Genomic DNA, 22,451 nt, shown 5'->3' on the forward strand with positions numbered 1-22,451 from the left:
TGCAGCTGCAATGGTTGAATGGTCAAGGAGGCTGCTGCAATGGAAGATCGGGATTGGCTGATACTGAATGCGTTATATAAACATAAGAATATTACGAAGACCGCCCAAAGCTTGTTCATGTCGCAGCCAGCATTAACCAGCAGGCTTCAGCAAATAGAGAAGGAATTTGGCGTAACGATGGTTCAAAGGGGCAGACGGGGTGTTGATTTTACGCCTCAAGGGGAATATATGGTCAAAACGGCCGAGGAAATGTTAAAGAAATATCAGAAAATAAAAGATGATTTATTGAATATGGAAAACCGGGTGACAGGGACCCTGAGGCTGGGAGTCGGCTTCTTTTTTACGAAAAACAAGCTCCCTACGGTTTTGAAAATGTTCAAGGAGCAATATCCTGACGTGGAATATAAGGTCATTGCGGGCCAAAGCAAGGCTATTCATCAGCTTATTTTCAATCAGGATGTCCATATCGGTTTTATCAGGGGAGACTATGCCTGGAATGAAGAGAAGCATTTCTTATTTCAGGATACGCTATGCATCGTCTCGAAAAATGAGATTCAATTGGATGAACTGCCCTATAGGCCAAGAATCGATTACAAAACGGATTACGTTTTGAAAGCTTCTATTGATAATTGGTGGGCCGAAAACTATTCGGTGCCTCCGCTCGTCGGGATGGAGGTGGATCAGATCGATGCCTGCCGGGAAATGATAGTAAACGGTTTGGGCTATGCGATTATGCCCAGTATGTATTTTCATGAGAATTTGCTTACAAAGGTGGAAATTAAAAATAAAGAAGGCAAACCTATTATTCGTTATACATGGATGTTTTACCATGAGGAATCGATGCAATTAAACGTGGTAAAGGCTTTCGTGAATTTTGTGAAGCAGCTAGATTTCCAAAAAATATTATAAGGCAGGGATTGTCATAGATATTTGATATGGCGGAGCATCAAAAATTTCGATTTTATCTATGTGAAGATATGCATTACAGTAGTATAAAGATTCAGGCATTATTTTTTTGGTTTAAAACCAATTAAAACGATGTGTAAAGTTGAATAAGTGAAATGATAAAAAAATGGAGGCGGATAAAACAATGAGTACGTTAAATGAATATTTGGTACAAAAGAGAGAGGCGGCTATAGCGCTGCATGAAGCGGCAAAAGCCGATCCCAAGCCGAATACATATTCAGCCAATGTGCGCGCATCAGGCCGCAGCGGGGTACGGGAAATACGCATTCGCGATTTTCAAATCATTAGCGACAGTCCTGAGAACTTTGCTGGATACAGTCTTGGCCCCAGCTCCCCAGAGATTCAGCTGGGTGTACTCGGAAGCTGCCTGACGCATATTACTCTGATTCAGGCTGCCAAGCTCGGTGTGTCTTTAGAGTCGCTAGAGGTAGAGGTGCACGGTGAGCAGCATCCGCTTGCAGGGGAAGAAGGCTTCGAAGAGGTTCCGATTTATCCGCATAACATCAGCTACAAACTGCACATCGTTTCTGAGGAATCGGAGGAAACGATCAAAGGGCTGCACGAGGCTGTCGAGCGCGTATGTCCGATCTATAATCTGCTACGCAATCCCCAGGCCATTACGGGAGAGGTTGTTCACACAGGCGGCAAAAGTGAGTAAGTAGAGGAAGTGGATGAATGGGCATATATATTTATAGAACGTTATTGCAGATCGTACCGGTCCTGTTCATTATTACGTTGATTGTTTTTATTCTTGTTCATGTGACCGGTGATCCGGTAGCGATGATGCTGCCTGATACGGCAAGTGCGGAGGATCGTGAAATATTGACCCAGGCGCTTGGTCTCGATCGGCCGCTGTACGTGCAATATTATATTTTCTTGTCTAATCTGCTGCAGGGGGATTTCGGCAACTCTTTCCGTTATGGCGAAGCTGCGCTGCCTATCGTGCTGGAGCGGCTGCCAGCCAGCTTTGAACTCGCAGCTGCATCAATGCTGGTTGCCTGCTGTATTGCGATTCCTTTTGGCATATGGTCGGCGGTGAAGCGCAACTCGGTTTTTGATCTGTTTATTTCCGGTGTTTCTGTATTAGGCAAAGCGATGCCGAGCTTCTGGGTGGGCATTATGCTGATCTTAATTGTCGCCGTTCAGATGGGCTGGACGCCAGTATCGGGCAGAGGCGGCTTTTCTTATCTTATTTTGCCGGCGATTACGCTTGGGACAGGCATAGCGGCAGAAATGACCCGGTTGGTCCGTTCCAGCATGCTGGAAATTATTGGGCAGGACTATATCCGGACAGCACGCAGCAAAGGGCTTCGGGAAATGATCGTGATCAATAAGCATGCCTTGCGAAATGCACTTATTCCGGTAGTAACCATTACAGGCTTGCAACTGACGAATCTGGTCGGCGGCTCGCTGGTGGTGGAAACTGTGTTTTCCTGGCCAGGCATGGGGCAGCTGATTGTTCAGGCGATCAACAGCCATGATATGGCGATTGTCCAAGCGTCTGTCTTTGTAATAGCGCTTATGGTCATTTTGATTAATCTGGCAACGGACATCGCTTATAGGGCGCTCGATCCGCGTATTAAGTACAATCGATAGCTGCGAAGACGGATTAGCGTTCTTTTTCGGAAATTAAACCAACTAAACAAATCGATTAAATGTGATTTTGGGTAAGGGCAGAGATTGAGAGGAGAGCAATGATGAAGCAATTACGCCATATTTCTATCGTTTGGTTTGCTTTTATTCTGATAGCAACAGGATGCAGCGGCGGTACGTCCGGCAGCAAGGAGGAGGGAGCGCAGCAAGAGAAGGTTCTGACGATCGGCAATACGATTGATAATGTCACATTCGATATTCATAATCACGGCAATACGCAGACGGAATCAATTCATGTCAATATTTTCGAGTATTTGGTCAAGAAGGATGGTGACGATCCCCGGAAGAAGCTTCCAGGTCTAGCTGTCTCTTGGGAACGGACGGATGATCTGACGTGGAGATTCAAATTGAAGGAAGGCGTTAAATTCCACAACGGAGATCCGTTCACAGCCGCCGATGTGAAATTTACGCTGGAGCGGGTGGCTAAGGATAAGTCACTGGTGGACTATTCTTCATATTCCAACATCGATCAGGTCAATGTCATTGATGAGTTCACGGTAGATGTGATTACGAAGGAGCCCGACCCGATTCTGCTCGCGCGCCTTAGCCGGATCAGCTCCGGCATTCTTCCTGCCGCATATTTCGAGAAGGTGGGTGTGAAAGGGTTTATGGACGATCCTGTAGGAACAGGTCCTTACAAGTTCAGCAAATGGATTAAGGATGATCGCATTGAGCTGGTTAAGAATACGGATTATCACGGTGAAAAGCCGAATTGGGACCGGGTAGTGTTCCGAACCATTCCCGAATCTACTACGCGTATATCCGAGCTGCTTACAGGTTCCATAGACATTGCCGTCATCATTCCTCCAGGGGATATTCAGCGAGTAAAGGATAGCGGCTCTACATATTACGTTGATAAGGAAAGCGCGCGTGTACAGAGCCTGCTCGTTCGTCAGACACCGGGAACGGTGACGGAGAATCCGAAGGTGCGGGAAGCTATTGAACTGGCTATTGATAAGAAAGCCGTAATTGACAATGTGCTTGGAGGCGCTGGCGTACCAACACAGGAGGCGATTGGACCAGGCATTCTTGGCCATAGCCCGGAGCTATTCAATACGGATATATATAATGTGGAGCGTGCCAAGCAATTGTTGGCGGAGGCGGGCTACCCGGATGGAGTCGAGCTGACTTTAAGCAGCCCGGCCAGCACGAAGGAAGTGGCTGAGACTTTGGCTGCTTATCTGACGGAAGCGAGCTTTAAGGTTAATCTGGAAATTTTGGAACAAACGCAATACAAGCAGCGGGATAATTCCAATACGTTTAAGGAACTGGCTTTGCAGGGCAAAGGAAACTCGATGTTCGAAGCGCCGCTGCAGCTCGAAATCTTTATAACAGAAAATGCCGCAGGCCAGACGGATTATAGTAATAAAGAGGTGGATGAACTGCTGAAGGCAGCGGCTACCAATCTGAATGATGAAGAAAGAGCAGAGCAGTATGAGCGCGCACAAGCGATTTTGGCACAGGATCGTCCACGGATTTTCTTGTATCAGAACAAGTTTAATTACGGGGTCAATAATCGAATTGACTTTACGCCACGTACGGATGAGATGTTCTATGCCGATGACATCAAGCTGAAGGAAGACGAGTAACGTTTCCTTTATCGAAGGGAGACGCTGATATGCTAAAAGTATTCAAGGCTGGCTTGAAAAATATAACGCAAAGCAAGACAGGTGCTGCGGGGCTGGCGGTTCTTCTCGTTATTATCTGTATTTCCATTGCAGCCCCGCTGATAGCGCCGTATGATCCTGCTCAGGCCAATATTACAAGAAAGCTGGTGCCGCCCTCATGGGCAGCGGGAGGAACGACGGAATTTCTGCTGGGAACGGATAATCTGGGCAGAGATATTTGGAGCAGAATCGTTCATGGCTCCAGAGTCTCGCTCATCGTCGGCTTCTGCTCCGTCGCCGTCTCGGGTTTTATCGGCATTGCGCTTGGATTAATAGCTGGGTATTATGGCCGCTGGATTGATGCTGTCATTATGCGGATTGTGGATGCTTTTCTGGCTATCCCTACAATTCTGTTTATGATGCTGTTCATGTTCGTTCTTGGCGAGGGCATAGGAACGCTTATATTTGTTATTGGCATTACGGGCTGGGTGAGCTATACGAGGATGGTCAGAAGTGAGGTGCTAAGTGTGCGCGAGCGTGATTATGTGCGGGCGGCGAGGGTAGTAGGGGCGAAGGATTCCCGTATTATTCGCTTGCATATTATGCCGAATGTCATCTCCTCCTTCATTGTGATTTCTACCCTCAGCATAGGGCGCGTCATTATTTCCGAGGCCGCGCTCAGCTTCCTTGGGCTTGGCATTCAATCTCCCGCAGTGTCGTGGGGCGGCATGCTGAGCGACGGCCGGCAGTATTTGGCGACGAACTGGTGGGTGGCGACCTTTCCTGGAATCGCCATTACCATAACGGTGCTCGCGATTATATTTGTCGGGGATTGGCTACGGGATTGGCTGGACCCTAAGCTGAATTAAGGGATAGGACAGTTAGTTGCATTATAGAGGGAGGTAGAGTAGCATGCCAGAAGCGCTGCTTCAGGTAAAGGAACTGCAGACCTCGTTCGTCACCAGGGAAGGGACTATTCCGGCGGTTAACCGCGTCTCGTTCAGTGTGGCGAAAGGGGAAACATTATGTATTGTCGGCGAGTCGGGCTCTGGCAAGAGCGTCACCTCGCTCTCTATAATTGGGCTTGTTGATCAGCCGGGCAAGGTGGTAGGCGGTAAAATTGAGCTGGAGGGCCGCAATCTCCTGGCGATGAATAAAAGAGAACTGCGAAAAATTCGCGGCAATGAAATTTCGATGATTTTTCAGGAGCCGATGACCTCATTGAATCCGGTATTCACAGTTGGCAGCCAGCTTTCAGAAGCGATGCAAGTGCATATGGGAGTGAACAGGAAAGAAGCCTGCCGGCGAAGCGTAGAATTGCTAAAGCTGGTCGGCATCCCCCATCCGGATAAAGCGTTGCGTTATTTTCCGCATCAATTGTCAGGCGGTATGAGACAGCGGGTGATGATTGCAATGGCATTAGCCTGCCACCCCAAGCTGCTTATTGCCGATGAGCCGACGACAGCGCTTGATGTGACGATTCAGGCGCAAATCCTGGAGCTGATCAGGCAACTGAGCGCCAAGCTGGGGATGGGCGTTATTTTAATTACACACGATCTGGGAATTGTAGCAGAAATGGCGGATCGCGTAGCTGTGATGTATGCGGGAGAGATTGTCGAGGAAGCGCTCGTGGATGATTTATTCGACCGTCCGCTTCATCCCTATACCATTGGCTTGCTGCGATCATTGCCACAGATCAAGGAGCATCAGGAGGAGCTGTATTCGATTTCCGGTACGGTTCCGCATCTTCTCAAGCTTCCCACGGGCTGCGCGTTTCAAGCACGCTGTCCAGGCGTCACCGAGGAATGCCGCCAGAGGAAGCCTGAGCTGGAGCTTAGAGAACCCGGGCATTCGGTTCGCTGCTTTCACCCGGGTCCGGCAGATAAAGGGGAGGTTGTATGAATTCACTCATTTCCGAGGAAAGGCCGCTGCTTGAGGTCAAGGGGCTGACCAAATATTATCCATTCAAAATAGGGCCGTTTTCCAAAAAAACGGGCTACGTCCGCGCAGTGGACGGACTTAGCTTCTCAGTCCATAAAGGGGAGACGCTTGGTATTGTTGGCGAATCAGGCTGCGGCAAATCTACTGCGGGACAGCTGATTCTGCAGCTGCAGGAGCCGACAGCAGGCGAGGTTTGGTTTGACCAGCGCAAATTGACGGGGCTGGGCGGCAAGGAGCTACGCAAGGTTCGGGCTGATCTGCAAATGATTTTCCAGGACCCTTATGCCTCATTAAATCCGCGAATGAAGATCAAGGATGCGATTGCCGAGCCTCTCCTTATTCATGGTCTAACAGATGGCGCCAAATTAAGGAGCCGGATTATCGAGCTGCTGGAAACCGTAGGGCTAAGCGAGCATCATTTGAACCGCTATCCCCATGAGTTTAGCGGTGGGCAGCGTCAGCGCATAGGCATCGCAAGAGCGCTTGCGCTAAATCCCAAGCTGATTATTTGCGATGAGGCGGTTTCTGCGCTCGATGTTTCCATTCAGGCACAGATCCTGAATCTGCTCAAGAAGCTGCAGAAGGAATATGGACTAACGTATATTTTTATCGCCCATGGCCTGGCATCCGTGAAGTTCGTAAGCGAGAAAATTGCGGTCATGTATTTGGGCAAAATTGTTGAGCTGGCGCAGCGGGATGAATTGTTCGCCCGTCCCAAGCATCCTTACACGAAGTCTCTGCTGTCAGCTATTCCGGTCTCTCATCCGAGAGAAACGAAGGAGCGCATCATCCTTCAAGGCGATCTTCCAAGCCCGGCTAATCCGCCTGGAGGCTGCAGCTTTCATACACGCTGTTCGTTTGTCCAGGATATTTGCAGGAAAGAGGCTCCTGCATTCCAGCAGCATACGGATAAGCATGGCGTTGCCTGCCATTTTCCGCTGTAGAGCCGCAGGCTGGCGTTAAATGAAAGGCAGGAAATAATATTTAGCGATGAGGTGAGCAAGAATGGGCAATAACCGTCAAATGATTTTGAATTTTTTTATGAACAGTACAGGTTTTCATGAAACGGCATGGCGGCATCCTTTGGCGGAGCCGGAGGGTGTTACCAGTCTGGCATTATACAAGAAGATGGCATTGATTGCCGAGCAGGCAAAGTTTCATACGGTGTTTCTGGCGGATGCGTATGAGCTGGGGGAGAAGGTCAAGCATCAGGCGTTAAGCCGGCTTGAGCCCTATACCTTATTGGTCGCTTTAGCAGCGGTAACGGAGCGTATCGGGCTGGTGGCAACGGTATCGACATCCTATACGGAGCCCTTCCATACCGCTCGACTGTTTGCTTCGCTGGACCACTTGAGCGGCGGGCGCGCGGGTTGGAATATCGTTACGACAGGCATTGGCAATACCCATTTGAATTTCAGCAGGGAGCAGAATTTCGAACACACTGAGCGGTATAATCGCGCTCTGGAGTTCGTCGAACTGACGACCAAGCTTTGGGATAGCTGGGAGGATGACGCCCTGCTATTTAATAAGGCTGACGGCTTGTATGCCGACCCGGACAAAATTCATGCAATCAAGCACAAAAGCGACAATTTCTCCGTGGAAGGCCCGCTCAATTTGCCCCGTCCGCCGCAGGGTTATCCAGTATTGGCTCAGGCTGGCTCATCCGAGGATGGAAAGGAATTGGCCGCCCGCACAGGCGAGCTGATCTATACGGCTCAGCAAACGTTGAAGGACGCGCAGACCTTCTATGCTGACGTGAAATCGAGAGTTGCCAAATACGGCCGTGATCCGGAGGAGGTCAAAATTGTGCCGGGATTCAGCTTAATTGTGGGGGCTACGGAGGCTGAGGCAAAAGAGAAGGAGGCTGAGCTGCGCGAGTCGATTATTCCAGAGCTTGGGCTTAAGCGGTTATCGAGCCGGTTGAAGGTAGATCTGTTCTCCTATCCACTGGATGGGCCCGTACCACAGCTGCCTGATCCGGCCACGATTAACGAGAACAGAAGCCGATTCGAGCTGATGAAAAATATGATAGAGTCCGAGCAGCTGACGATTCGTCAGTTGATTGAGCGGGCATCAGGAGGCAATGGACATCGCACCTTTGCAGGAACGGCTGTTCAGGTTGCCGATGAAATGGAGGAATGGTTTACGAAAGCAGCCTGTGACGGCTTCGTAATTAGGCCGCAGCAGCTGCCGACTGGGCTTGAGGATTTTGCACGTCTTGTCGTGCCTGAGCTGCAGCGAAGAGGCTTGTTCCACACGGAATACAAGGGCAGAACATTGAGGGAGAATCTGGGTTTAAGCCGCCCGGTCAATCAGTTTGCCCGCAAAACTTTTGAAGCGGGAGGAATTCATCAGCTATGAGTAAGGGGAGACAGCTGAAGCTAGGTTTGTTTATTCAAGCTGCCGGGCATCATATCGCAGGCTGGCGGCATGCAGATGCGCAATCAGGGAGCGAGAACTTCGAATTAATTAAGGAGCTGGCCCAAACAGCCGAGCGTGCGAAGATGGATATGGTCTTCCTCGCGGATGGCTTGACCACCTCCGCTGACGCTCCGGCGTCCGTCGTGGCACGATTTGAGCCAATTACACTGCTTGCTGCTTTATCTACGGTTACTAGCCGTATTGGGCTTGCGGTTACAGCATCAACGACCTACAATGAGCCCTTCAATATTGCGCGATTGTTGGCGTCTGTTGATCAATTAAGCCACGGACGTGCGGCGTGGAACGTAGTGACGACCTCTACGCTTGCGGCTGCGAAAAACTATTCTGCCAGGGAGCATCTTGATCATAGCCTTCGTTATGAGCGGGCAGCTGAATTTGTCGAAGTTGTAAAAGGACTGTGGGACAGCTGGGAGCAGCAGCCTTATGTTGTGAACAAGGCGACTGGTGAATATATCGCGAAAGAGAAGCTGCATGAGCTGAACCATGAAGGCCGATTTTTCTCCGTGAAGGGACCGCTCAATGTGACACAGAGTCCGCAAGGGCATCCGGTCATTATTCAGGCGGGTTCTTCTGATAGCGGGCAGGATCTGGCTGCGCAGATCGGGGAAGTCGTCTTCACGGCGCAGCAGTCGCTAGAGGATGCACAACAGTTTTATGCCGAGCTGAAAGGCAGATTGCCGCAGTATGGTCGTCTGCCGGAGCATCTTCATATTTTGCCAGGACTGCTTCCGGTCATTGGAGCGACGGAGCGGGAAGCGAAGGAGAAATATGAATATTTGCAAAGCTTTATCGATGACTCCTTCGCTTATGACTCCTTAACGGAGAGATTTCAATATGATATGAGAACCTTCTCGCTGGATGAGCCCGTTCCTGACATTCCTGAATCCAGCGGTCGCAAAAGTCGGCCTCAGCTGCTATTGAAGCTTGCTCGCAAGGAAGGGCTGACGCTCCGCCAGCTTTACAGGGAGGTAGCCGGAGCGCGCGGCCATCGCATAGCAGTCGGTACCCCGCTGCAAATAGCAGATCATATTCAGCAATGGTTTGACGGTTATGCTGCTGACGGGTTTAACATTATGCCCCCTTATGTGACAGGCGGGCTGGATGATTTTGTAGACGGAGTTATTCCGGAGCTTCAAAGCAGGGGACTGTTTCGAACAGAATACGAGGGGAGCACGCTGCGCGAGAATCTGGGGTTGCCTATCCCTGTTAATCGCCATACTCTTGTTCTGTAATATTAAGTGATTAATTGGGGGGTTATTCCATTTTGAATATAAACGAACTATTTAAGGAGCTTCCAACGACCAGCATTTCAGATGTTCTGGGTGGACTAACCAATTTGAATTATAATATTAAACCGATGCAGGAGCAGGACAGAATTGCCGGGAGAGCCTTCACAGTAACGATTCCAGTAGGGGACAATCTGACTGTGCTTCAAGCAATAAGAGAGGCAAGTCCTGGCGATGTTCTCGTTATTGATGCGAAGGGCGATACTACGCGCGCAGTGGCTGGGGATTTTATAGTTGGATTAGCAAGGGCAGTGGGATTGCAGGGTATTGTAGTGGATGGCGTCATTCGCGATGTTGAAGGGATCAGGACACTGAACTTTCCAATATTCACCCGCGGCACGACAATTGCAGCAAGCAGTAAATATGGTGGTGGGAAGACGAATGTTCCAATATCGGCCGGAGGAGTGAGCGTTCATCCGGGCGACGTGATTATCGGTGATGTTGATGGGGTTGTTGTCGTGCCGCAAGGCAGAGAGCAGCAAGTAGCAGAAGAAGCAAGAGGAAAGATCGCTCAGGATCAGCAGCGGGAACTGGATGTATCGGGCAATAAAGAGGCAGCGCTGCGTTATCTAGACAAAGTACTGGGTATCAGTAAGAGCTGATAGGATGCGCGGATAAGGCTAATGAGCAGAGCCGAATCGAAAAATGCAGTAGCGCATGTACTCGAAATAGCACAAGAATTTGTAATGGAAAATTTATAAAAATAAACAGTCTAAAGCTGATGCCTACTGTATCGGGGGCGGCTTTAGGCCGTTTGCTTTTTCCTCCAGTAATGCTTGTGAAAGCGCTCATTTGAGCTTCGTAATCCAGAAGCCCAGCACGACGATGGCGAGTCCGGCAATCGTTTTCCAGTTCGGCATTTCCCGCAAAAACATCATGCCAATGATGACACAAACCAAAATTTCGATGCCTTTCGACAAGGTGAGGGCAAAGGTCAAATTACCAAACCCTTTATACATAAACTTGACGCCAAATCCGATCATTACATTTGCAGCAAAAATGATGGGCAGCAGCTTGAACTGATACCAGATCGTGGCCCAGAAAACGGGGTCAATATGCTTGCTCTGATAAGCAAAGACGGCATTCACCGCGAATAGTCCTCCAAGGAGTAGGGCGACAGCATAAACGAGCAGCATGCTTTTGCAGCTCCTTTCATTCAAATATTCCATTGCGCTTATATGTTGCCCAAGGGAAAGATTTTTTAAAGGAGGCAATTGTGAAATTTATGATGTGGGTCTGGGCTAATTGGTTTGCTTATTCTTATTTTTTAAAAGTGCTTTTGTCATCCTGTACGTTTCGTGCCATTTAAAATAATCTCTACATCAGGTGTGAAGAGAACCAGCAGCTTCTCCGTACGGGAGGCGTCAAAAAGTTGGAAATAATCGTCTAAAACAGCTGTGTGTGTCGTGTTGGTCATCATTATAGCTCCTAATCCTTGTGCATATGGAATGCAAGGAATCCTTTGAATGAAATCGGCATTGAAACATCCCGCAGGATATGGTACGTTGGGCAGTATGAGAATGATGAGAGTACCAGAAGCCAATGAAATGAAGCTCACAACGGTGCTTCACGCGCTGAGCGACCCTGTGCGGCTTAAAATTGTTTTATGTCTCGCCCGGACAGGAGAGAAAAACTGCTCTTCTTTTGAGGTGGAGCATCTGTCCAAATCGACGTTGTCGCATCATGTCAAAATATTGCGTGAAGGAGGAATCATTCAGCCGCGAATTGAAGGCAAGCAGCATTATTATTCGATTCGCCGGGATAACCTCGACTTATGTTTTCCAGGGCTGCTCGATTCCATTCTGGCAACGGACGAGCGGTATATTTGAGAGAATTTGAGGGGGAAATAAAAAAGCGGCCGCTTGGCCGCTTTTTTTAGTCTTATTAGCGCTTCTCGGATACCGGAACCGCACTGTAATATTCATCAAGCGTAATATCGCGCTCGTTCAGCTCTTTAGCAAGCTCCTTGCCGACGTAGCGAATGTGCCAAGGCTCATATTTGTAGCCGGTGATGCTGTCTTTGCCCTCGGGATAACGAATAATGTAGCCATATTCCCATGCATGATCAGCCAGCCAACCTGCTTCTGGCGTAGCCGCAAAACAATCCTCGGCAGCACATTTGCCATCCGCACCCGTAACATCAATCGCAAGGCCGGTCTGGTGCTCACTCGTACCTGGAAAAGCGCTGTACATTCGAGCGGCTTCTTCGCCATCTTTTTTTACATAATTGTCGAACAGTGTTTTCTGGCGATCATAGGAACGATAGCCGGAAACGCCAGCCAGCTGAATGCCATCACCAGATGCTCCGGCGAATAATTGCTCCAAAGCGTCAGCCGCTTCCTTGCGCAGCATGCGCTTGTCTATTTTCTCAGTGAAGGTGAACGCCACATCAGGATATACCAAATCCTGCGGCTCATAGCCTTCCGGCAAGCTGTATTGCTTGTTTACGAGAACGACGGCTGCAGTGGGGTTTGCTACGACAAGCAAATCGTCAATGGTACCGGATGTTTCCTGAACGGCGGTATCTCCCGTTTCTCCAGCATCGTCGGTATTCGTGTTGTTCGTTGGCGATTGGCTTGCTATAGGCGATACGGTTTCCTGTGCGCCAGAGCAGCCAAAGGCAAACAGCAGCAACAGAACCGTCAAAGCCTGTCCTGTTCTTTTCATACTCATGTTTAAAAACGCCTCCTTAAGTGTGATCCCTATGACGAATTATAACGGGCAATTGTTTCGAAAAATATTGAAAATGTATCAAAATTGTAACATTTTTAGCTTTGGAAGGAGGGATTGTTTCCGTCAAGCTGAAACGGCGCTCGTGCCCTGTGATAAAATGAAAGCATAAATGTACATATTTTGTGTAAGAGAGGTGCCGAATGAACATAGACAGGATAGCAGGACTTCGCCTGCAAAATCAAGGGGTATCATCAGTTGAAAGCAATTGGTCGCCTAGTCAGGTTGTCCAGCAGCTCGGTGCTGTGCAGGCTCAGGATTATATGCAGGCGATGTGGGCTATTGGCCTGCGCTCGCCTGGAGCGACGCTGTCCAAGGTTGAGCAGAGCATAAAAGGCCGCGAGATGGTACTGACCTGGACGCAGCGCGGAACGATTCATTTTGTGCCAACAGAGGATGTATTATGGCGATTGTCACTTGCTGCCCCGCGCTTGCTTCAGCAGTCAAAGCGGCGGAGGGAGCAGCTGGAGCTAGATGACTCAACGCTTGAGCGCAGCGAAAGCTTGATTCGCAATATGCTGCAAGGAGGAGCGCAGGTGACCCGCGGAGAATTGCTAGAACAGTTGGAGCGGGCGGGCATACGCACGGATAGCCAGCGGGGTTATCATATTTTATGGCATAGCGCCTATAAAGGACTGATTTGCTTTGGACCGATAAGCGGCAAGCAGCAAACGTTCGTTTTGCTAGATGAATGGGCGACGGATGCACAGAAATTGACGCGTGAAGATGCGCTTGCGAAGCTCGCTTTGCGATATTTTAACGCTCATGGACCTGCTACCGTTCATGATTTTGCTTGGTGGACAGGCATGACGCTTGCGGATGCAAGAGAAGGGCTTGAAGCTATAAAAGGCAAGCTGGATACAGAGCGAATGGACGGCAGCGACTACTGGATGGGGAAGCAGACAGACGGTGCTTGGACGGGGCAGCGGAAAGAGGAGCATTCGAAGGAGGAGCAGCAACAGGGCAAAGCGTCAGCCGTTTATTTGCTGCCGGGCTTTGATGAGTATATTTTAGGTTACAAGGAACGCGGCGCCGTTCTGAAGCCTGAAATTGCACCGCGAATTGTTCCTGGGAATAATGGTGTTTTTCTTCCCATGGTTGTGGTAAATGGACAAGTCGTCGGTACTTGGAAACGAACGGTTAAGAAGAAGGGGATCGATGTCGTCATTCATCCCTTTGAACGGCTTGATGGCTTCGAGGAGGAAATCGAGCAAAGGGCAGAAGCTTGCGCGAAATTCATGGAGCTGCCGCTGACGAAGCTGGTTTTCGAGCAGGCGGTTAAGTAAGTTAAAATGGAGCTTCCTGACAGGCTCATGAGGAAGCTTAGAGGAAGCTTACCGACTGGGACCATTGTTCAAATGAATTTTTTGGGAAAAGAAATAGGAAAAGAAAACAGGCTTGCCAAACGGCAGCCTGTTTTCTTTTCCTATAGAATAAATGATTTATTATAAGTTCTTGATCATACTGTACTTGCAGGCACTTATTTCAAGCGCAGCATCATCGTCCATAGATCGGCGCTTTCGTAGCCAAGGCGCCACGCTGCAACTCCTGCGAGATCATATTTTTTCGCCATATTGATGCGTGCCTGCACGGTAGAAGCGGTCTCTGCCCAGAATACATAGGTAAAACCATCTTTTACATACGTGTATTTCGTTTGACCGGATGCTACATCCGGCGTACCTACAGCGTTCGTATCTTTAATGAGCTGCGGCACTTCCTTCATATAAATCGCGCGATTGCTAATAAGGGCACCAGCACTGTCGAGCTTCCATTCGCGAACGTAGAAAGGAATGCCGAGCATCAGCTTTTTGCGGGGAATGCCGTAGTCGAGAAACTGCTTGACTCCCTCTTCGGCCCACGCCAGGCTGGAAACGGAGCCTGCTTCCGGGCCTGTGCTCCAGTGCTCGTCATACGCCATAATAATAATCGTATCGACGATGCCAGCTAGTGCAGTGTGGTCATATGCCGTTGACTGATTCCAGCTGGCGCTGCCGCGCGGCAGGTCGATGGATACTTTCATTCCTTTGGCATGAACAGCTTTCGTGAGTGCTTTAACAAAAGCAGTATAGCTTGCCCGGTCTGCCCCAGCTACCTCTTCAAAATCAATATTGAGGCCATAAACACGAAGCGACTCCAGCTTGGCGACGAGACTGTTAATGAAAGCTGCCTGCGCTGCCGGATCGGCAAGAAAGGCGCTCGTCATCTTTCTATCAAACTGGTTGTGCAGGAGCGGCATGACGAGAACGCCCTGCGCCTTCAAGGTGCTGGCGGTCGCCGCATCCGACATATCGTTCAGCTTGCCGCTCGCATCGCCTAGCTCGAACCAAGTCGGAGAATCAATATCGAGTCCTTGTGTCCCCGCAACATGCCCCAAAATCGTCTGGCTGTTCGAAGATCCATTCCAGCCCATATAAATCAGCTTCGTCACATTGCTCCATAATGCTCTTCCATCCGCATTTCGAACGGTGGCGTTCGCGTAGCTTTTGGCGAGCGTCACTGCGGATTCTCTGGTGTGTACGCTTTTAATGATTTTATCGCTTTGATAAACGGATAAATAAGGCTTGTTGGTCCACCAGACGACGTTATTGTAAACGACATCGGCGCCCGCATATTTTTTGGCAAATGGTATCGCCGCTTCAATACTAATAAAAGCTTTGACGGTTTTGCCATTTTGCTGCACTTCATAGCTGCGTACGTTTGAGAAGACAACCTTGCCTTTCGCAGTATTGGTCACTTCGCTGCCGGCCTGCTTGGCTGCTGCTTGTACAGCGTCATAGAGGTAAGCGTATGTTTTGGTGCCGGAAATTTGCCCGCCATCCTTTGTTATCGTGTATACGGCTTTGCCTGCACGCTGTTGTTTCTTTTGTGCAGCTGTCACATTGTCCCATACCCACTCATTCGTGGAACGTTTAATAATATGGGCATTGCCCCAATTGGCGGCTTCTTTCTTAGCGGCTGCAAGGGTAGCGAAGCCCCAGCTGCTTTTCGTATTTTCGCCTTGATAGAGCTGGAATTTGGCATAAGATTCGTACACCCAGCCCGGCTGCTGCAAATCTCGAATATGTACTTGACCTAGCTGTTTCGCTGCGGCCTGCGCTTGTTCATAGGTGCGATATTCCCATTTGGGATTGGAGGCGCCGCCTTGATATACCTTATACCTCGGGAAATTGTCCCAAACCCACACCCGGCCTGATATTTGCTCGACATGGCTATAGGTAAAGCTCTGGGCATAGGCAATCGCCTGCTTCTCGGTTACAAATTCCTTGAGCGCCGCATCGTTCTGATATACCCGGTACTTGGTTGCAGAGCTTGCGGCCATGCTGCCTCCCGCCGCAAAAGCCTGGCTCAGCATAAGCAGCACCAGCAAAGCGGTCAGCTTTCTCATTTTGAATTTCATAAGCGTTCTATCACTCTCCTCTATGTTTTCTACTCTATTAGACGCAATAGGCGGCTAGAGGTTGCGAAGGCGGCTATCTTATTCCATGAGGTAAAAAAATGAAATAAATATAAGCTTGGACGGATAAAAAAGGTGGAAAACAATAACAATAAGGACAGCAAAGCAGGAGGTGACCGCTATGAAGCGGCTGTATGCGAAGGAAAAACTCGACGAGGATGAGGTGGAGCTGGAGGAGCTGGAGAGGAGTCTCGCTGAGGTGTGGCAGGTTAACCGCTATTTGGGCGGCAATCCGGTACTGTTCAAGCATTTGGAGCGGCTGCTCAGGCAGACAGCTATCGCGCGGCGGGCACAGGAGCTGGAGCTGAAATTTGAGCAGGACGCCGGACTGGAGCAAGGAGCAGGAGCGGTGCAGGGTACGCAGGGAAAACAGAAGGCAAGGACCGGGACAGGGCAAGGCGATAGGGTGAAAATAAAGCTGCTCGATGTGGCTACAGGGCTAGCGGATATCCCGATCGCATTGGAAAAATGGTGCAGCAGGCGCGGTATGGCGGTAGAAATTGTCGGTGTCGATATCCATCCTAAAATGGTGGAGCTTGCGGCAAAACGAACCGCTCATCAAACCGCCATTCAGGTGCTGCAAGCCGATGGAACTGCTTTGCCCTTCGAGGATAACAGCTTTGACATCGTCTTTAGCAATTTGGCGCTGCATCATTTAGATGACGGGGAAGCGAGCCGCATGCTGGGGGAAATCGACCGGGTAGCGCGGGTCGGCTGGGTTGTAACCGATTTGGAGCGGCACCGGCTTGCCCTGCTGTCCGCGCGGATGCTCGCGAAATTCATCTGGCGCAGCCCGGTGACGAAGCACGATGGGCCAATGTCCGTCCAGCGCTCCTATACAGCGGGCGAAGCGAAGGAACTGCTTGCACAGGCAGGCGTACCCGCCGTTGTGCATCGGCATTTTCCTTTTCGCCTGGCGCTTGTATGCCATGCATGATGTCATCATTGTCGGTGCAGGACCAGCCGGCAGCGTACTGGCAGCACTGCTAGCTGCCCAAGGTGTAAAGGTGCTGCTGCTGGAGCGCGAATTGCTTCCGCGGCGCAAGCCCTGCGGCGAGTCGCTGAATCCTGGTGCAGTCGCCGCGCTTGCGCGTGTGCTGCCTGCCGGTAAATTCGCCGCGATCCGCAGCAGCATGGAGCATTCGCTCATCCATGGCTGGCGGCTGACAAGCGGGAAGGCGGAGCTGCTGGCGTCTTTCCCCGCAGGCCAATTTGGAATGGCCTGCGCCCGCGAAAAGCTGGATTATGCGCTTGCGCTGCATGCTTGCGAGGCTGGTGCGCAAGTCGTTGAACAAATGCGGGTGCAGCGTCTCATTTGGGAGCAGGGCCGAGTGGCAGGCGTTGTGGCTTATTCCGCGTCAGGGCAAGCAGCGGAATTTCGGGCGCGCCTCGTCATTGGCGCGGATGGCATTCGCTCGGCAGTGGCCCGCTGTGCCGGGCTGAGCAGCTTCGGGCCGCTGCGCAAAACAGCGTTCACGGCGCGGGTGAGCGGCGTGCGGGATTTGCAGCCCCGCGTCGAGCTGTTCACCGGGCGCGGCGTCGTTGTTGGGCTTGCGCCGATTGGCGGCGGTGAAGCAAATATGACGCTGGCGCAGCTATCGGGAGGCGGAAGTGCAGCAGCTTTAGCTGCAGACTTTAAAGCGAGCGCAGCTGGTAAGAAAGATGCTAGTCGTACTGATGCAGCAGCTTCGATGCTGGAAGCCGCATCGCTCAACATGGATGCAAAGGAAAGTGCTTCTGCCTCTGCTCCTGCTGCAGCGGATAACAGGGCTCCTTTTGCTGCAAGCAAGGAGGGGCGCGGCGCGTGGCTGCTTGGAAAGGCGGGCGAGCTGCCCGAGCTGGCGGAGCGCTTGCAGAATGCGGCTTGCACAGGCGAGGTGCTCGCCTGCGGACCATTTGATCGACGGGTGCGGGCAACGCAGCAAGCAGGGCTGCTGCTTATAGGCGATGCCGCGGGTTATTACGATCCGCTGACAGGCCAGGGCATTTACCGTGCGCTCAGCAGTGCTGAGCTTGCTGCGCCGCTGCTGCTGCAAGCGCTGCAGATCGGCAGCGATGCGCCTCTCGCTCGCTTTGCAGCGATTCAGCAAAACCGCTTCGTACCAGCTATTCGGCTGCAAAAGCTGATCGAATGGACGAGCAGGCATGAACGGCTGTGGCAATCCGCTTTGCGCGGACTTGGCTCGCTGCCTGCCGCCCGCAGCCGTCTGGCGGCTGCGATTGGCGATTGCTTAAAATAGATGCACTTACAAGGAGGACTGAAAACAAATGCATACCTACAACGAGGTAACGATGCGCTGTGAGCCGCAAACCGCCTTTCAATATGCGCGAAAAATCGAAAATTGGCCGCAGCTGCTCCCGCATTATCGCCAGATCCAGTTTCGCTATGGCGGCAGTGAGCGGGGAGGGCTCGTGAGAATGGCCGCCGTTCGGCCGTTCAAACGGTTTCAGTGGCCGGTCTGGTGGGAAAGTGAAATGGTGGTGAACGAGGAGGAGCTGATCGTTGGTTACCGTCATGTACGCGGTGTGACGAAAGGAATGGAGGTGGAGTGGCGCATTGTACCGGCCGGAGAGAAGGTTTCCGTATCGATTGTGCATCGTTGGAACTCTCCTCCATGGAGCCGCAGGCTTTTCGCCGGTTTTATCGGCAATCGGTTCGTCTATGCCATTGCGGAGAGAACGCTGCAAGGCTTGAAGCAGCAGGCAGAGCTCGAAGCCGCGCTTGCTGCCAAGAAACAAGCCATACAAGAAGAGCTCCCTGATTCCCGGCAATGGACAGACCTGCAATGGGAGGCTCTAAGAGAGCAGTTAGCTGAGCAGTTCGCAAGCGAAGCGGCAGAGCAAGCCATTTTTCAACAAAGAGAGGCAGGTGGGCGAAATGGCTAATGCGATTAAAGCGGTCATAACAGGAATAGGCTGTGTAACGCCAATTGGCACAGGCGTGGAGCAGCTATGGGAAGGGCTAGTGCGGGGGCAAAGCGCGGTGAGAGAAATTGAGCGTTTTGTGCCGGAAGGGCTGCGCAGCCGAATAGCTGCACAGATTCCAGATTTTCAGGCGGAGCTTTATATGGATAAAAAGCGTGCGCATCGCATGGACCGCTATTCGCAGCTTGCCGTTGCCAGCGGCGCGCTGGCGCTGCGCGACGCCGGACTGAATCCCGCCGATCTCGATGCGGATCGTGCGGGCGTATTTATGGGCAGCGCGCTGGGCGGCATCGCTTATGCGGAAGAGCAATGCAGCCGCTACCATCATGGCGGCTTTCGTGCTGTATCGCCGACGCTCGGATTTTCCGTCTTCGGCGGCGCAGCCTCGTGCAATCTTGCCATGGAATTTGGCATGACGGGCTTAAATGAGACGAACGCAATGTCCTGCGCGTCCGGTGCCGTCGCGATTGGCCGGGCGCTGCAAGCGATCCGGCGCGGCGAAGCGGACGTCATTATGGCGGGCGGCTCGGAAGCCCCGCTTGCGCCGCTCTCCTTCGGCGCCTTCGACATGCTGCGGGCGATGTCTACCCGCAATGAGTCGCCCGATGTGGCAAGCCGGCCATTCGACCGCAATCGCGACGGCTTCGTGATGGGGGAGGGCAGCGCCGTGCTCGTCATTGAAGCCGAGCATCATGCAAGGGCGCGAGGCGCGAAAATATATGGCGAGCTGGCAGGCTTCGGGCTAACGAACGATGCCCATCATATGAGCGCACCGCTGCCATGCGGTACACAGGCAGCACGTGCCTTGCGCCAAGCGCTGACGAGCGCGGATATGTCGCCGGAGGACATTAGCTACGTCAATGCTCACGGCTCTTCGACGCTGCTCAATGATGTGACGGAATCGCGGGTTATCCGCCAAGTATTTGGCAACCATCCAGTAGCCGTCAGCGGCACGAAAGGCTTATACGGACATCCGCTTGGTGCATCAGGCGCTATTGAGGCAGCGATTACGCTGCTTGCGCTGCGCAACGGCTGGCTGCCGCCAACTACGAATTTGGACGAGCCAGACCCGGAGGCGCAGCTGGATTTGGTTGTCAAAAACCCGCGTACGGTGAAGTCCGCGGCTGCGGTGTCCAACTCCTACGGCTTCGGCGGAGTCAACGCCGTGCTTGCTTTTCGCCAGTATTAAAATGTACCGGGCATTGACTTATGGCTAGGGTATACCTATTATTGAGATTATAGTTGACCGTACAAGCGGAAACATCCTGAGCCATGGGATGCTTCCGCTTTTTTTGCGTATGTCGATGGGGATGAAAGAGAATTCAAATAAAGGAGGCTATTCTATGAATGCACAAGCTGCGCTTTCCTATGTAGACACGTTGCGGGAGGAATTGATCGCGCTGCGCAGAGATTTTCACAAGCACCCCGAGGTATTATTTGAGGTGGACCGAACAGCAGAGAAGGTAGCGGCCTATTTGTCGGAATTGGGCTTGCAGGTTCAGCAGGATGTCGGCAAGCATTTTGGCAAAGGCGTTGTTGGCGTTCTCACCAGCGACAAGCCGGGACCTACGATCGTGCTGCGAGCAGATATGGACGCTCTGGCGATTGCAGAGGGAAATACGTTCGCCTATCGTTCCTCGAGCGAAGGGGCTATGCATGCCTGTGGGCATGATGCCCATATGACGATGCTGCTTGGAGCAGCAAAGGCGCTCAGTCGGCACCGAGATATATGGTCTGGAACGATCAAGTTTGTGTTTCAGCCTGCGGAGGAAAGTGCGCTTCCAAGTCCAATTGATGGACGGATGATAAGCGGAGGCCGAGATATGATCGAGGCTGGGGTGTTGGAAGGCGTTGACCTTTGCTTTGCAATACATGTATGGCCGGAGCTGCCTACGGGTGTTGTTGGCATTCATCGCAAGGAGGCGATGGCGGCATCCTCGCATTTCCATATCGCTTTTCAAGGAGTGAACGGTCATCACAGCACGCCGCATTTGGCCGTAGACGCGCTGTCGATGGCGGTGCAATTTATTTCCGATGTTAAATTCGCCCTTGCAGCGGAAATTGACCCGTGGGAAACGAAGGTGTTTGCTTTCGGTACTTTGCACGCTGGCACTGCGATCAATGCGATTGCGGGAGAAAGCAAGCTGAGCGGCACATATCGCGTTTTTCACCCGGAGCTGACTTCGCAAATTCATCAGTTGCTGGAAAAGAGAGCGGATGCCGTCGCTAGCACTTATGGAGGCAGCTATACGTCGCAATATCGGCTTGGAACGCCGCTGCTGAATGATGCGTCAGCCGTTCAACTGACCGTTCAGGCCGGGCGAATCGCCTTGGGTGACGATAAGGTTGTTATTTTGGACAAGCCTAGCCTTGCTGGGGAGGACTTTGCGCTGTATGTTCAGGAAGTGCCGGGAGCATTCGCGTTCATTGGCATCGCCAATCCGTCAGCCGAAACGGTGTATCCGCTGCATCATCCCTTATTTGATATGGATGAAGAGGTGCTGACGCAGGGGGCAAAATTGTTCGTGCAATGGGTGCAGCAGGCGGGGGCGGAGTATGTGAGCCAGTAAGGCTTTCATACCCCCTTTCCAAAACAAAGCCTATGCGTTATAATAAATCGTAAAGTTTACGAATAAAATAAGCAGACTAATATGGACCAGTCTGTATCAGACAGCCTCTATCAAAAATGGGAAGCAAACGATTTGCTTCTCCAAATAAGAAAGGAAGACGACAAGGATGGCTAAAAAATCGAAAGTAGTAAGGGAAAGAAAACGACAGGAGACGGTTGCGCGTTATGCCGAGCTTCGCAAGCAGCTGAAGGAAAACAAGGATTATATCGGACTGAGCAAGCTGCCCCGTGATGCTTCGCCAACCCGGCTGCATCACCGCTGCGAGCTGACGGGCAGACCGCATGGCTACTTGCGTAAATTTAAAGTGTCGCGGATCGCCTTTCGCGAGCTTGCCTACAAAGGGCAAATTCCCGGCATCAAAAAAGCAAGCTGGTAACATAGATAAGCCAATAAAAACGGAAATGAAAATTCGTTCGGAAGGGGGGAGGACATGGACCCATTTACGATTCGCAGAATGGAAAAAATATTGGACGGCTACATTCATCGCAAAATCCCCCCGGATGTGCGGTCAGCTGTCCGTTTGACCTATGAGTGGGAAGGCGATCGGCTCACTTTGACGGAGGAGCTTCCGGATTTTGAAAATCGAAAATGGACAGGCGCACCTATTGTCCAGTTCCAATGGAAGCAGAACCAGTGGCATGTATATGCCACAGACAGCAATGGCGGCTGGAAAGCTGCATCCGCGATTGCACCGAACCCTCATTTCGAGCAGCAGCTGGAGCAGGTTGAAATCGATCAGGAGGGCATCTTCTGGATTTCCTAAACGTATGGGCACCATTTAGCACAATGGCCCGACTGACATGTCGGGCTTTTCGCG

The 22,451-nt window shown here is 51.4% G+C and carries 23 protein-coding genes; 19 read left to right on the top strand and 4 right to left on the bottom strand.

The genetic code is table 11. The features are described 5' to 3' along the window. The first annotated feature begins 39 nt into the window (after positions 1 to 39). From WH37_RS20435 to WH37_RS20480, 10 genes are all read left to right on the top strand, one after another. Positions 40 to 909: a LysR family transcriptional regulator gene (locus WH37_RS20435; protein WP_046232484.1), complete on the top strand. Its 870-nt coding sequence runs from the start codon at positions 40 to 42 to the stop codon at positions 907 to 909. Positions 910 to 1,090: 181 nt separating this feature from the next. Further along, on the top strand, positions 1,091 to 1,624 hold the full coding sequence (locus tag WH37_RS20440; RefSeq protein ID WP_046232485.1) for an OsmC family protein: 534 nt from the start codon (positions 1,091 to 1,093) through the stop codon (positions 1,622 to 1,624). A 17-nt stretch (positions 1,625 to 1,641) separates the two neighbouring features. Beyond that, positions 1,642 to 2,562, top strand: a complete 921-nt coding sequence (locus WH37_RS20445) for an ABC transporter permease (RefSeq protein WP_046232486.1) — start codon at positions 1,642 to 1,644, stop codon at positions 2,560 to 2,562. A gap of 98 nt (positions 2,563 to 2,660) precedes the next feature. Then, positions 2,661 to 4,208, top strand: a complete 1,548-nt coding sequence (locus WH37_RS20450; RefSeq protein ID WP_052737106.1) for an ABC transporter substrate-binding protein — start codon at positions 2,661 to 2,663, stop codon at positions 4,206 to 4,208. 29 nt (positions 4,209 to 4,237) lie between these two features. Next, complete coding sequence (locus WH37_RS20455) at positions 4,238 to 5,095, top strand: ABC transporter permease (protein ID WP_046232488.1); 858 nt, start codon at positions 4,238 to 4,240, stop codon at positions 5,093 to 5,095. Positions 5,096 to 5,138: 43 nt separating this feature from the next. Next, positions 5,139 to 6,128 carry an ABC transporter ATP-binding protein gene (locus WH37_RS20460; protein WP_046232489.1) on the top strand — a complete coding sequence of 330 codons (990 nt, stop codon included), beginning with the start codon at positions 5,139 to 5,141 and terminating at the stop codon, positions 6,126 to 6,128. Next, on the top strand, positions 6,125 to 7,111 hold the full coding sequence (locus tag WH37_RS20465) for an ABC transporter ATP-binding protein (RefSeq protein ID WP_046232490.1): 987 nt from the start codon (positions 6,125 to 6,127) through the stop codon (positions 7,109 to 7,111). Before WH37_RS20460 ends, WH37_RS20465 begins: the two co-directional genes overlap by 4 nt. 61 nt (positions 7,112 to 7,172) lie before the next feature. Beyond that, positions 7,173 to 8,528, top strand: a complete 1,356-nt coding sequence (locus tag WH37_RS20470; RefSeq protein WP_046232491.1) for an LLM class flavin-dependent oxidoreductase — start codon at positions 7,173 to 7,175, stop codon at positions 8,526 to 8,528. Next, a complete protein-coding gene (locus tag WH37_RS20475) occupies positions 8,525 to 9,841 on the top strand; it encodes an LLM class flavin-dependent oxidoreductase (RefSeq protein ID WP_046232492.1) in 1,317 nt (438 codons plus the stop codon). Before WH37_RS20470 ends, WH37_RS20475 begins: the two co-directional genes overlap by 4 nt. A 29-nt stretch (positions 9,842 to 9,870) precedes the next feature. Next, a complete protein-coding gene (locus tag WH37_RS20480; RefSeq protein ID WP_046232616.1) occupies positions 9,871 to 10,497 on the top strand; it encodes an RraA family protein in 627 nt (208 codons plus the stop codon). Between the two features lie 186 nt (positions 10,498 to 10,683). Here WH37_RS20480 and WH37_RS20485 read toward each other — a convergent pair whose 3' ends face one another. Together WH37_RS20485 and WH37_RS36585 are read right to left on the bottom strand one after the other, a co-directional pair. Beyond that, positions 10,684 to 11,031 carry a hypothetical protein gene (locus WH37_RS20485; RefSeq protein ID WP_046232493.1) on the bottom strand — a complete coding sequence of 116 codons (348 nt, stop codon included), beginning with the start codon at positions 11,029 to 11,031 and terminating at the stop codon, positions 10,684 to 10,686. A gap of 146 nt (positions 11,032 to 11,177) precedes the next feature. Then, a complete protein-coding gene (locus WH37_RS36585; protein WP_218158228.1) occupies positions 11,178 to 11,315 on the bottom strand; it encodes a hypothetical protein in 138 nt (45 codons plus the stop codon). 94 nt (positions 11,316 to 11,409) lie between these two features. Here WH37_RS36585 and WH37_RS20495 point away from each other — a divergent pair, with 94 nt between their 5' ends. Then, positions 11,410 to 11,724, top strand: coding sequence for an ArsR/SmtB family transcription factor (locus tag WH37_RS20495; protein ID WP_046232618.1), 315 nt, complete (start codon positions 11,410 to 11,412; stop codon positions 11,722 to 11,724). Between the two features lie 55 nt (positions 11,725 to 11,779). Here WH37_RS20495 and WH37_RS20500 read toward each other — a convergent pair whose 3' ends face one another. Next, positions 11,780 to 12,568, bottom strand: a complete 789-nt coding sequence (locus tag WH37_RS20500; RefSeq protein ID WP_082110928.1) for a M15 family metallopeptidase — start codon at positions 12,566 to 12,568, stop codon at positions 11,780 to 11,782. Between the two features lie 200 nt (positions 12,569 to 12,768). Between WH37_RS20500 and WH37_RS20505 the strand changes: the two genes are divergently transcribed. Then, the gene (locus WH37_RS20505) at positions 12,769 to 13,911 is read left to right on the top strand and encodes a winged helix DNA-binding domain-containing protein (protein WP_046232494.1); all 1,143 of its coding nucleotides are present in this window, start codon (positions 12,769 to 12,771) and stop codon (positions 13,909 to 13,911) included. Positions 13,912 to 14,105: 194 nt separating this feature from the next. On the opposite strand, the gene WH37_RS20510 is transcribed toward WH37_RS20505, so the two are convergent. Continuing rightward, positions 14,106 to 16,022 (bottom strand): glycosyl hydrolase family 18 protein, encoded by a 1,917-nt coding sequence (locus tag WH37_RS20510; protein WP_046232495.1) that lies wholly within the window; start codon positions 16,020 to 16,022, stop codon positions 14,106 to 14,108. A gap of 178 nt (positions 16,023 to 16,200) precedes the next feature. On the opposite strand from WH37_RS20510, the gene WH37_RS20515 reads away from it, so the two are divergent. The 7 genes from WH37_RS20515 to WH37_RS20545 all read left to right on the top strand — a co-directional run bounded on the left by WH37_RS20515 (position 16,201) and on the right by WH37_RS20545 (position 22,397). Beyond that, complete coding sequence (locus WH37_RS20515) at positions 16,201 to 17,016, top strand: methyltransferase domain-containing protein (protein WP_046232496.1); 816 nt, start codon at positions 16,201 to 16,203, stop codon at positions 17,014 to 17,016. Beyond that, entirely contained in the window at positions 17,009 to 18,319 is a 1,311-nt protein-coding gene (locus tag WH37_RS33830) for an NAD(P)/FAD-dependent oxidoreductase (protein WP_052737107.1), read from the top strand. The genes WH37_RS20515 and WH37_RS33830 overlap by 8 nt, the downstream gene beginning before the upstream one ends. 28 nt (positions 18,320 to 18,347) lie before the next feature. Next, positions 18,348 to 18,965 (top strand): SRPBCC family protein, encoded by a 618-nt coding sequence (locus WH37_RS20525; RefSeq protein ID WP_046232497.1) that lies wholly within the window; start codon positions 18,348 to 18,350, stop codon positions 18,963 to 18,965. Further along, positions 18,958 to 20,193, top strand: coding sequence for a beta-ketoacyl-[acyl-carrier-protein] synthase family protein (locus WH37_RS20530; RefSeq protein ID WP_046232498.1), 1,236 nt, complete (start codon positions 18,958 to 18,960; stop codon positions 20,191 to 20,193). The genes WH37_RS20525 and WH37_RS20530 overlap by 8 nt, the downstream gene beginning before the upstream one ends. A 154-nt stretch (positions 20,194 to 20,347) precedes the next feature. Further along, entirely contained in the window at positions 20,348 to 21,574 is a 1,227-nt protein-coding gene (locus WH37_RS20535) for a M20 metallopeptidase family protein (protein ID WP_046232499.1), read from the top strand. A gap of 166 nt (positions 21,575 to 21,740) precedes the next feature. After that, the gene (gene rpsN, locus WH37_RS20540; RefSeq protein WP_046232500.1) at positions 21,741 to 22,010 is read left to right on the top strand and encodes a 30S ribosomal protein S14; all 270 of its coding nucleotides are present in this window, start codon (positions 21,741 to 21,743) and stop codon (positions 22,008 to 22,010) included. Between the two features lie 54 nt (positions 22,011 to 22,064). After that, positions 22,065 to 22,397: a DUF3024 domain-containing protein gene (locus WH37_RS20545; RefSeq protein WP_046232501.1), complete on the top strand. Its 333-nt coding sequence runs from the start codon at positions 22,065 to 22,067 to the stop codon at positions 22,395 to 22,397. Positions 22,398 to 22,451 lie beyond the last annotated feature (54 nt).

Source organism: Paenibacillus algorifonticola (assembly GCF_000971975.1).
In the GTDB taxonomy this organism is placed as follows: domain Bacteria; phylum Bacillota; class Bacilli; order Paenibacillales; family Paenibacillaceae; genus Pristimantibacillus; species Pristimantibacillus algorifonticola.